We start from the raw sequence: 11,273 nt of genomic DNA, 5'->3' as shown, positions 1-11,273 counted from the left end.
CCACCGCGTTATGGCATAGGTTCGTGCGGCCGCCGACGAACCAGCGCGCGAACGGCGGATTCGAGCGGTCGAGCACTGTATCGAACGGCGTCTGCCAATGAATCCGCTGCGCCTGTTCACGCCAGAATTCCTCGGGTTGCTCGATCGAACGGCGGTGGAAGTCGCGGTAGCTGGTCATCTGCGGCGATCCTTCTGCTGCGTGAGTGAACGGATGGCGAGTCGTACGGCTGTTGGGCGCGGCGCGAGAGCAGGGCGTACGTCCGCACAAGCATAGAGCACGCGTGGCCGTGCGGACAACGCGGGTTCACCATGAGCGCCACCGTGCCCGGCGTAGCGCGACGCCGAACTGACTCGGCCAAAGCTGCGGCAACGGCCGCGCCGTGCAATCCACGAAGCGCACCCGGCAAACCCATGGGACCAAAGAAAAAGGCGCCGTAGCGCCTTTTTCCTCATTCACTTCCGGACAAGCTCATCACGCTTTCGCGCGCTTGCCTTCGACATTCGGCAAAAACACCGTCAGCACGCCGATCAGCGGCAGGAACGAGCACACCTTATACACATAAGTGATGCTGGTGGCGTCGGCCAACTGCCCGAGCACGGCCGCGCCGATCCCGCCCATCCCGAACGCGAAACCGAAGAACAGCCCTGCGACCATCCCCACTTTGCCGGGGATCAGTTCCTGCGCATAGACGAGGATCGCCGAGAACGCCGAAGCCAGCACGATACCGATGATCACCGTCAGCACGCCGGTCCAGAACAGGTTGGCGTACGGCAGCAGCAGCGTGAACGGCGCAACGCCGAGGATCGACACCCAGATCACGTATTTGCGGCCGATTCTGTCGCCGATCGGACCACCAATCACCGTACCCGCCGCGACCGCCGCGAGGAACACGAACAGGTGGATCTGCGCGGCCTGCACCGGCAGATGGAACTTGTCGATCAGATAGAACGTGAAGTAGCTGTTGATGCTGGCAAGATAGAAGTATTTCGAGAACACCAGCAACATCAGCACGCTCATCGCGAACAAGACCTTGTTGCGCGACAGCGTCGCGTGGCCGGCCTGGCTGCGCGTCTTCTTGACCGACGGATGAGCCTTGTACCAGCGGCCGATCTGGGTCAGCACGACCATCGCAACCAGCGCCGCCACCGAGAACCACGCGATGCTGCGCTGGCCGTGCGGAATCACGATCAACGCCGCGAGCAGCGGTCCGAGCGACGAACCCGCATTGCCGCCCACCTGGAACAGCGACTGCGCGAGCCCATGACGCCCGCCCGAGGCCATGCGCGCCACCCGCGACGACTCCGGATGGAATACCGACGAGCCGCAGCCGACCAGCGCCGCCGCGACCAGCAGCACGTTGAAACTCGGCGCGACCGACATCAGCAGTAGTCCGGCGAGCGTGAAGCCCATCCCGACCGGCAGCGAATACGGCTTTGGATGCTTGTCGGTATAGCTGCCGACAAGCGGTTGCAGCAGTGAAGCGGTGATCTGGTAGGTCAGCGTAATCAGGCCGATCTGCCCGAACGACAGTGAAAAGTTGTCTTTCAGCATCGGGTAAATAGCCAGAATCAACGACTGGATCATGTCGTTGAGCAGGTGCGAAAAGCTGATCGCACCGAGCACGGAGTAAACCGTGCGCTGGACTTGCGCGGCCGGCTGAGAGGGGGCCGGGGTGGCAGAACCAGCGGTTCCGGTTGAGGCGCCGGCGAGGGCGCTTTTATCGAGGCTCGTTTCCATACGCTAGATGAGAGAGAAGAGAGTGAAAGGTAAAGATTCAGGCTGCCGGCGCGTCGTCGTTCTTTGGAGTCACATACCTGTTCGACTGCTGCGGCATTTCGACGCGGTATCGGGCGTTGTCAGCTATTTGTCGAAGTTTAATGTGGCTTCGATGAATTGTAAGGACAAGTTTTGTCGCGAATCGGACACTTATGGCTCGTCCGGACGTCATGGGTGCGTTGAAACGGGGAGCCTCATGCACCGCGGCGGTGCTTGCGGCGGCTGTGCTGCCATTACCACGCGTGGCTGGCAAGTCGTCTGATAAAAGCGGTTTGGGGATTTTTGGCCATGTATAAAACGGTCGCGGGCGCGAAGCTTACAAAGCGACGCGTCGAGGACCGGGCGTAGCAGTTGGCATCACGTGAGCGGCGTTAAAGATCGCAGACGTTTATGCCGTAGACCCGAAGAGAAAAGCATTAATGCCGGAACCGACCTTTCCGGCAGTTCGATTACGTGGGGACGAGGAATATGAAAGCAGTTTCGCTAGGCGGCCAGACGGGCGCGGGGTTCGTACCGGAAGGGGAAGTGGCGGGCAAGCCGTCGCCATCGCGTGGACAGGGCAGCCGCTCGCGTGCCGTGCGGCTCAAGGGTTTGTCGGTGAAGGCGACGCTGCGGCTTGCGTTTGCCGTGCTGTTGATTGGCACGCTTGTGATCGGTGTTTTTTCGCTGACCCAGATCAGCCGCCTGAACGCCTCCGCGCAATCGATCTACGACCAGGGCCACGTGGCCAGCCGCGCTGCCGAAGAGGCGCGCGGCCACATGCTGCGCGCAAGCCGTGCGCAAAAGATGCTGCTGACGGCGACCACGGCCAAGGAGCGCGACGAACTCGGCGCTGATATCGACAAAGGTCTGAGCGGTCTTGGCACCGAACTCGGCACGCTGCAACAGTACGTCGACACATCCGACGCGAAGGCGGTCGACCAGCAGAAGAAATTTGCCGCGGCCGTCACGGTGTGGAGCGGCCATTTGCGTGACTTCGTGAAGCTTGTGAAAGCGCAGCCGCTCGATCTTTCGCAGATGAACTGGCAGGTCGGCATGCAGGACGTCTCGCTGCTGGTCGAGACCGGCAAGCTCGAGACACTTGTCGACGGACTCGTCGCGCAGCGCGGCACGGCCGCCAAGGCGACCATCGAGGCGTCGGGTTTTATCTTCCATTCATCGTTCGTGATGATCGCGGTGATGACGGTCGCATTGATCGTGTTGGCGTTCGGCATTAGCGAGTGGGTGGTGCGACGCCTTGCCGGCCAGCTTGGCGGTGAGCCGGCGTACGCAAAAGAAATTGCGAGCCGGATCGCGGCGGGCGACCTGTCGAATCAGATCGCGTTGGGCCGCAAGGACAAGTCGAGCATGCTGTACGCGCTGCACGACATGCAAAGCGGTCTCGCGACAACGGTTTCCGACATCGCTTCCAGTGCGGACGCGATTGCGACGGCGTCGGGCGAAATTTCGATGGGCAATCTGGACTTGTCGCAGCGCACCGAGCAACAGGCGATGGCGCTTGAGCGGACCGCGAGCAGCATGGAGCAACTGACTTCCACGGTGAGACAGAACGCCGACAACGCGAAGCAGGCGAGCACGCTGGCCAACAACGCCTCCGAGATTGCCGAGAAGGGCGGCGATGTGGTGAGCCGCGTGGTCGCGACGATGAACGAGATCAACGACAGTGCGCGGAGCATTGGCGACATCATCGGCGTGATTGAGGGGATTGCATTCCAGACCAACATTCTGGCCTTGAACGCAGCGGTGGAAGCCGCCCGAGCCGGCGAAGAAGGCCGCGGATTTTCGGTGGTCGCAGCCGAAGTCCGCAATCTCGCGCAGCGCAGCGCGGCTGCTGCCAAGGAGATCAAGGGCTTGATCAGTGCCTCGGTGGAGCGAGTAAGCAACGGCTCGACACTGGCACAAAATGCCGGCCAGACCATGGACGAGGTAGTGAAGGCCGTGAAGCGCGTGACCGACATCATGGGCGAGATATCGGCGGCATCGTCCGAGCAAAGCGCGGGCATCGAGGAGATCAACCTCGCGGTGACGCAGATGGATTCGGGCACGCAGCAGAATGCCGCGCTGGTGGAGCAAGCAACAGCCGCCGCCCGCTCACTGGACGACCAGGCCCGCGGCCTGAAGCAGATGGTCGGAAAGTTCAGGCTATAAAACGGCGAAGCACCGTACCCGAAGCCTCGGGAATGAGGCCAGCATGACGTACCGCCTCGGCGCGCGCAGCGCCGCCGAGGCGAAGCCGACGGCCCCCACCCGCAACCGAAACCCTTGGTTTCCGTGGCGGACCCATCCGCGACGCACGCAGTGCGGAGTGGGAGCGGATGAGCGCTTTGTCACATACGGGGAATGTGCGAGAACACAGATTCCAGATGCACCACTACCGCAACTGCGCGGGGGACCCGCTTAAGAGTTAGCGGTTTGAGCCGCTTTCTCTTGCTTACTTCTCTTTGCGGCCGGCAAAGAGAAGTAAGTGCCCGCCCCGCACAGGGGCGACGCTAATAGACCAATAAGAAAACAAGGAAAGGCCAAAACCACAAAACCACAGACACCAGGCGCCGCGAAGGCAATCAACTTAGCTTGGCTTAACAACAACAGTACAAGTAATCCCAGCAGCCAACACAACCCCATCGGGCACAGAATCAATCTTCACCCGCACGGGCACGCGCTGCGCCAACCGAACCCAGTTAAAAGTCGGATTCACATCAGCCAGCAACTCACGGCTCTCAGGATTATCCCGATCATAGATCCCCCGAGAGATGCTCTCGACATGCCCTTGCAGCGTGCCCCCACTCATCAACCGAACTTCAGCCTTGTCCCCAACCCGAACATGAGGCAGCTTGGTCTCCTCAAAATACCCATAAACCCAGAACGAGTGACTATCGACAATCGCCAGCTTGGCAGCCCCGGCAGTCGCATAATCCCCGCGGAAAACGTTCAGGTTGGTGACATAGCCATCAACCGGCGCCACCACCCGAGTCCGCTCAAGATTCAACTTCGCAGCATCAAGCGCAGCCAAAGCCTGCTGATAGGAAGCCTCAGCAGCAGACGCAGTGTGAGTCGCATTCTCACGACTCTCCTTGGACACGACCAAAGCATCCATATCCGCACGCCGCTGCGCATCATCCCGCTTCATCTGCAACTCAGCCTTACGCGCAGCAACCGCAGCCTGAGCCTGCTCAACAGCAATCTGATAGTGCGAAGGATCGACCTGCATCAACAGATCCCCTTTCTTTACCAGTTGATTGTCCTTAACAGGCAGATCGACAACCGCGCCGGAAACATCAGGCGCCACATTCACGATCTCAGCGCGCACGCGCCCATCACGTGTCCACGGTTCATCCATGTAATGAACCCACAACACGCACCCAATCAAAATCGCGACGATAAAAATAATGGCTGTCGCGACGAAGCCAACAATATTTCGGATGGTCATGTTTCGACTCTGATCAACGATAAACGGCGAGACTCAGCACGCCGCACACACACACGAGCAAGCTGGCCCGGAACAAGGACGGATGCCACACCACGCGATACAAGCCCGTATAGGCAATCACGCGGTCCAGCACCCAGGTAAGCGCGGCGCCCGCGATAAACAACAGCACGATGGTCGGCACGTAAGCGTCGAAAACGGCGATATCACGTGGCATGACGAACTCCTTCTGACGCGTCGGCACGTCCGCTCATCAACGGTTCAAGCGGCGATTGCGGATCGAGCAGCGCGGTACGAATGAAATGCAGTTGACTCAGAATGCGTTGCAGCTGATGCCGCTCTTCGCGCGGTGGCGTGAAAGTGGCCAGCATCTGTTGAACGGCGGCAATTGCATCGGTGGTGGCGGCGAGCGCGCCGTCGAAGCGGTCCGCACGCGGACGTTCGAATAGCGCGCTCACCGCGTCGCGCATCGCGCGCAATGAGACACGCCACGGCATCGTCTGCGCATAGCGCGCGTCGCGGGGCAGGGCCGCTATTTCGCGGCGCAGATCGATCATCGCGTTGCCCACTTCGAGGACCGAGAAGAGCCAGCGCAAGGTGTCGCGTTTGAGTTCGGGTTCATTCTGCGCGAGCGCGTTGATCTGGAACATCAGGTCGCGTGCGCCGCTCTCGAAGCGTGAACGTACCCGGCGCATGCCCGCGCGGCTCGCCAATACCACCTGACGGCGCAAGTCCACCAGCAGGCGGTTGCGCAGCCACGGCGTCGAAGGCGGCAGCAGCACGGCAAAGGCAACCGCGCACACCAGCATCGACAGCACCAGCGCAATCGCGTCGTTAATGGTGCCGCTCGGGTCGTAGTGAATCAGGTTGTCCGGACCGGCCAGGAAACAGAAGAAGATGCAGTAGCCGACGCCATAGCCCGCGAGTGCCGGGCGCGTCGTCATGAACACGCCGAGCAGCAGGAAGGGCGTGAGCGCGGCGCACAGCAGCGGAAAGCCGTCTATGTGCGGATACACGCCGTACACCGCGATCATGCCCATCACCGAAGCGACCAGCGTGCCGGCCGCCATCTGGAAGGCCGTGCGTTTCGGATTCGGCGACGACGACGCGAGTGCACAGACCGCTGCTGCGTTCAGCGTCAAGGTCGAGCCGCTCGGCCACGCCGTCGCGATCCAGAATGCGCCGAGCACCATCATCACGATGGTCGCTCGCAAGCCGGCCACGCCCGCGGCGATAGCGTTCGTCTTCGGTTCGTAGCGCTCGATCCAGCGCTCGCGTTCGTGCGTGTCGACGGCAAGCGACGCATAGGTGGCCGCGTACGCGTGCAGATCGTCGATGAAGCGGTACAGCAGTTCAGCGCCGGTGTCGAAGTCGAGCAGCGGGGCGTCCGGCCGCGTTTCCAGTGCGACGCGTGTCGCGCGGACCCGCTTGGGCAACTCCGCTTTGTACGCGTCGAGCTGCGCGGCGGCGTGGGCGGCATCCGTGGCGCTCAACACCGGTTCGCCGGATTTCGCGAGCAACGGCGCGATTTCCTTGAAGTACGGTTCCAGCGCTTCGATTGCGACGGTCGCGCCGCTCGTGTGCGTATCGCGCAGCCGGTTCATCAACTGATGCAGCGCGTGAAAGCGCGTCGAGGCGGTCATGAACTCACTGTTCAGACGCGCCAGCCGGCCGCCGCGCATCCGCGAATCGGGGCCTTCGAACACGGCGACACTGCGCGCGGTTTCGAAACCGACGATGTCGGCGACAAAGCTCGCATTGGTCGCTTCGATCTGCGCGCGGTCGTTGCGCCCTGCCAACGACGCCGACACATACTCGACGAACGCCGAGAAACGCGCGCGCACGGTGCCGCGCATCTGCAAGCCGGCGAACTGCGGAAACACGAGGCCACTGACCGCGCCCGCGCAGATGATCCCGACCACCACTTCCGCCACCCGCGTGAGCGCGCTCAGAAACGCGCCGTCCGGATGCTGCGAAGCGGGGATGCCGATCAGCGCGGCGGTATAGCCGGCCAGCACGAAACCGTACGACTTGAAGTTGCGATTGCGCGCGGCGCCGGCGGTGCAGATGCCGACCCAGATCGCGGTCGTGGCGATGAACAGTTCCGGCTGCTGCGCGAACAGACCGATCAACGCAAGCATGACGACGAGGCCGACCAGCGTGCCGCAGATCCGGTAGAAGCTTTTGGCGAACACCATCCCGCTTTGCGGCTGCATCACGATGAAGACGGTGGTCATCGCGGTGCGCGGCTGGGGCAGGTCGAGTTTCATCGCGATGCCGAGCGCCAGAAAGCAGGCGGCGAGCGCTTTGAACAGATAGACCCATGTGAGGCCGTCGGTACGGGCCCAGTCGGCGGCGGCCGTGTAAAGCGCGGCAAACGATGCCGGACGCGAGGTGGGAGAGGGGGAGGCGGACATGGTCGGCTTCCCTTACTCGGCCGCGGGCGAGTTGGCGGTCGAACCTGCCACCGCTTTACCTTTCCCATGCGCCGGCAACGTCTCATTCGCTTGCGGACCATTGGCCGGTTCGTCGAGTCCACCACCCAAGGCCGTGACCAGGGACGCATGCGCGCCCAGCCGTTCGGCCTGAATCTTCGCGACGCCTTCCTGCGCGCGCAGCAACTGGCTTTGCGCGACCAGCACGTTCAGATAGTCGGTCAAACCGCGTCGATACCCTTCCCGCGACAGCTCGTAGTTCTTGCGAGCCGTTGCGACCGAACGGTCGGCGTCTTGCGCCTGGGTCGCGAGCGAACGGATCCGGATCACCTGGTCGGAGATGTCCTTCAGTGCGCCGACGATCGACTGGTTATAGCGATCGACCGCCTCGTCGTAACCCGCCGACGCCGCGCCGAGTTGCGAGCGCAGACGCCCGCCGTCGAGGATCGGCAGCGACAGCGCCGGACCCGCGCTCCAGCTATGCGACGGGTCCTTCAGGAACTGGAACAGCGGCCCCATCGCGGCGTATCCGCCGATCGACGCCAGCAGGTTGATGTCCGGGTAGAAGCTGGCCTTGGCGACGTCGATGCCGCGCGCTTGCGCCGCCACCGTCCAGCGTGCCGCGACCACGTCCGGCCGATGGCCGATCAGATCCGCGGGCAGTGCGCTGGGCAGGCCGGCGGGTGCGTTGTCGAGCGAGAGCGTCGGACGCTGGATCGCATCGCCCGCGCCCGGACCCTTGCCAGCCAGCGCGGCCAGCTGATTGCGGCCGAGTGCGATCTTTTCCTCGATCGCATCGATCTGGCGTTCGTATTCCGGCATCGGCGTTTCGGCCTGGCTCACTTCGAGTTGCGTGCCGATGCCGCCTTTCAGGCGCCGATTCGCCAGGTCGACGATCTGCTGCTGTTGCTGCAGCGTGGATTTGGCGATATCGAGCAGCGCGTAGTTCATCGACATCTCAATGTACGTGCGCACGACGTTGCCTTCCAGCTCGAGCTGGGCAGCGCGGAAGTCCGCCGCGCTCGCATGGGCGGCGTCGAGCGCGCGCTCGGCGGCGTTCTTGTCCTTACCCCAGAGATCGAGGTTGTACGACAGCCCCAGCGTGCCAGTGTTGTTCCACGACTGCTCGCCCGCGAGCGGGCCGGGGCCGTAATAGAGGTTGTCGGCCCATTTCTGACGCTGGATCGACAGGCTGCCGTTCACTTGTGGCGATAGCGCCGAACGGGCAACGCCCGCCATCGAGACGGCTTCGCGCACGCGCGCCTGGGCGACGGCGAGATTCGGATTGCCTGCCTGCGCGGCTTCGACCCATTCATTGAGCTGCGGATCGTTATAGGCGCGCCACCAGTCGGCGGCGGGCCATTGAGCGTCCGCATTGGCGGCCCGGATGGCGTTGCCTGCGTCGAGCGAGGAAGGCTCGATTCCGCGGTCTTGCGGCGCGATGCCTCCGGTACTGGCACAGCCGGCGATTGTTAATAGGATCGTAAGAACCGCGGCTGCGGCGATCCCTTTTTGTACCGGAGACTGCACGATTTCCTCCAAAATTGGCTATAGAAGCATGTGCGTCATTATATTTTTTGATTGATTGGGGAATAACCGGTAAAGATGCAAGGCATTTTTACGCAATATGAGACAATCGCCTTTGCGAATCGTGTAACAATCGCTCCGGGTCAGTAAGGAAAATTATGGATACGCTTCAAAACATGCGCGTATTTGTCCGGGTCGTCGAAGCGGGCAGCTTTACGGGTGCCGCGCAGCACCTGAATACGACCACGGCGTACGCGTCGCGCGCGGTTTCCGATCTGGAAGCACACCTGCGCACGCGTCTGTTGAACCGCACGACGCGCCGTATCGCGCTGACCGAGGCGGGTGAGCGCTATCTGCAGCGCTGTGAGCAGATCCTCGCGTACGTGGATCAGGCCGAAGCGGAAGCCAGCGACGCCCACGCGCGTCCGTCCGGCAAACTCAAGGTCCACGCCATGACGAGCTTCGGCCAGCACTATGTGGTTCCGGCCGTGGGTCGCTATCAGGAGCGCTATCCGGAAGTCAATGTCGAGCTGACGCTCGCGCAGCGCATGCCCGACCTGCTCGACGAAGGTTTCGACGTGTCGCTGACACTGGCAACCGGCCTGCCGGATTCGGGACTGGTGTCGCAGCGGCTGGGCAGCGCGTTCAGCATCGCGTGTGCGTCACCGGCTTACCTGGAGCGGCACGGCGTGCCCCAAACGCCTGCGGACCTCGCGCACCACACCTGCCTGCAATTGGTCACGCCGGTGTTTCCGATCGACAAATGGACCTTCGACGGCCCCAACGGCGAGGAAACGATCGCCCTGGGGCCGGCCACCTTCCAGGTGAATGTCGCCGAAGCCATGGCGGTCGCGGCGTGCAAGGGCATGGGGGTTGGACTGATTCCGATCTACTCGGCGATCAGCGGTTTGCGTAGCGGCGAACTCGTGTGGTTATTGCCGGAATACACGTCGCAGGAAATGAATCTGTACGCGTTGTATCCATCCCGGCAGTACCTGGACGCGAAAATCCGCACGTGGGTTGAATTCCTGCGCGACGAGCTGCCCGGCACACTGGCCGTCGATCAGGAAGAATTGCGCCAGTTCGCTCGCGGATGAAGCAGCGCCACGTGGGCGGTTGACCTTTGTTGACGGTTCCAGGCCGGTACGGCGCGACGGCCTGTTACACAAGTGCCGCGTCGCAACATTTCCTTACTTCTGCGTCACGGTCGATTTGCTAACGTGTCGTTCATGCGCTGCCGCATTCAGCCGGACGCGCTCACTCAGTTAGCCGCCGTTCGGCAAATCGCAACAACCGCAACAACCGCAACAACCGAAGGACGAGGAATTCATGGATACGCATCTGATGATCGGCGTGGCCGTCATGTTGGGACTGATCGGAATCGCCGCATCGCGCGATCTGCTGCGCCGTCTGCGCGAGCAGCAGCCGCAACTGGTGCCGATCAAGGTCGAGCGCCCTGATTTGCAGGAACAACGGCGCGATCGTTGAGCTTGAATCGCGTGCCGGGTTGCCGGGCGCGGGACAATTGAGCTTGCTGTTGCGTTTTTTCGGGGTGCCTTCTGCGTTACCAGGCCTTATCGCGCAGGTGGGGTCAAGCTCCCGATCAGTTTCGCTCCTCGCTGCTCCGCACCTTCAGCTTCAGTGCAGCGCTTCGATCAGACCCGGCTCGTCGGTGAGCGTGCGGTCTACGTCCGGACTCACCCGGTGCCAGCGAAACCGCGTGGCAGGCAGGCAGGCGCTGCGTGCGAGCTGCTCGAGTTCGTCGGACTGCAGGGCCGGATCCAGCCAGCGGCGTGCCGCCTCCGGCGCAAATACCAGTGGGCGCCGGCCGTGCACGTCGATCAGGCCCGCGTCGGCTGTGGCCGTCACGATCACCAATCCCATGCCCTCCGTTTGTGGTTCCGTGCCGCGTACGCTCGACAGGGCCGCGAGGTACATCGGTACGTCGCTTTTCAGATGCACGAAGTAAGGCTGGCGGATCGTTGCGTCGGCTTCCGCCGCACTATCCCTATTTGATGTTCCGGGTGCTGCTTCCATGCGCCATTCGAACCAGCCGTCTGCCGGCACCAATACCCGTCCAGTTTTCCATAGGTCTTTGAAGTAGCGTGTA

At 62.4% G+C, this 11,273-nt stretch carries 10 protein-coding genes; 3 read left to right on the top strand and 7 right to left on the bottom strand.

From position 1 onward, the window contains the following. Both VFE81_RS06765 and VFE81_RS06760 read right to left on the bottom strand, forming a co-directional pair. Positions 1–178: acetyl-coenzyme A synthetase N-terminal domain-containing protein (locus VFE81_RS06765; RefSeq protein WP_325043854.1), on the bottom strand; the 178-nt coding region annotated here is incomplete at its 3' end. Positions 179–472: 294 nt separating this feature from the next. Further along, positions 473–1,738 carry an MFS transporter gene (locus tag VFE81_RS06760; protein WP_325043853.1) on the bottom strand — a complete coding sequence of 422 codons (1,266 nt, stop codon included), beginning with the start codon at positions 1,736–1,738 and terminating at the stop codon, positions 473–475. A 507-nt stretch (positions 1,739–2,245) separates the two neighbouring features. Between VFE81_RS06760 and VFE81_RS06755 the strand changes: the two genes are divergently transcribed. After that, positions 2,246–3,925 (top strand): methyl-accepting chemotaxis protein, encoded by a 1,680-nt coding sequence (locus VFE81_RS06755; RefSeq protein ID WP_325043852.1) that lies wholly within the window; start codon positions 2,246–2,248, stop codon positions 3,923–3,925. 418 nt (positions 3,926–4,343) lie between these two features. Here the strand turns inward: VFE81_RS06755 and VFE81_RS06750 are convergent, their stop codons facing one another. The 4 genes from VFE81_RS06750 to VFE81_RS06735 are packed head-to-tail and all read right to left on the bottom strand — an operon-like array spanning position 4,344 to position 9,166. Next, positions 4,344–5,204, bottom strand: a complete 861-nt coding sequence (locus VFE81_RS06750; protein ID WP_325043851.1) for an HlyD family secretion protein — start codon at positions 5,202–5,204, stop codon at positions 4,344–4,346. 13 nt (positions 5,205–5,217) lie between these two features. Beyond that, positions 5,218–5,418: a DUF1656 domain-containing protein gene (locus tag VFE81_RS06745; RefSeq protein ID WP_325043850.1), complete on the bottom strand. Its 201-nt coding sequence runs from the start codon at positions 5,416–5,418 to the stop codon at positions 5,218–5,220. Further along, a complete protein-coding gene (locus VFE81_RS06740) occupies positions 5,408–7,618 on the bottom strand; it encodes an FUSC family protein (RefSeq protein WP_325043849.1) in 2,211 nt (736 codons plus the stop codon). Before VFE81_RS06740 ends, VFE81_RS06745 begins: the two co-directional genes overlap by 11 nt. Positions 7,619–7,630: 12 nt before the next feature. Then, positions 7,631–9,166 carry an efflux transporter outer membrane subunit gene (locus VFE81_RS06735; RefSeq protein WP_325043848.1) on the bottom strand — a complete coding sequence of 512 codons (1,536 nt, stop codon included), beginning with the start codon at positions 9,164–9,166 and terminating at the stop codon, positions 7,631–7,633. A gap of 155 nt (positions 9,167–9,321) precedes the next feature. Between VFE81_RS06735 and VFE81_RS06730 the strand changes: the two genes are divergently transcribed. Beyond that, a complete protein-coding gene (locus VFE81_RS06730) occupies positions 9,322–10,260 on the top strand; it encodes a LysR family transcriptional regulator (protein ID WP_325043847.1) in 939 nt (312 codons plus the stop codon). 232 nt (positions 10,261–10,492) lie between these two features. Continuing rightward, positions 10,493–10,651, top strand: a complete 159-nt coding sequence (locus tag VFE81_RS06725; protein ID WP_325043846.1) for a hypothetical protein — start codon at positions 10,493–10,495, stop codon at positions 10,649–10,651. A 150-nt stretch (positions 10,652–10,801) separates the two neighbouring features. Here the strand turns inward: VFE81_RS06725 and VFE81_RS06720 are convergent. Continuing rightward, positions 10,802–11,273, bottom strand: a 472-nt coding sequence (locus VFE81_RS06720) for an SOS response-associated peptidase family protein (protein ID WP_325043845.1), incomplete at its 5' end; no start/stop codon positions are given.

It is taken from the genome of Paraburkholderia sp. (assembly GCF_035656215.1).
Classification (GTDB): Bacteria; Pseudomonadota; Gammaproteobacteria; order Burkholderiales; family Burkholderiaceae; genus Paraburkholderia.
This window is presented reverse-complemented; position numbering and strand designations above follow the sequence as displayed.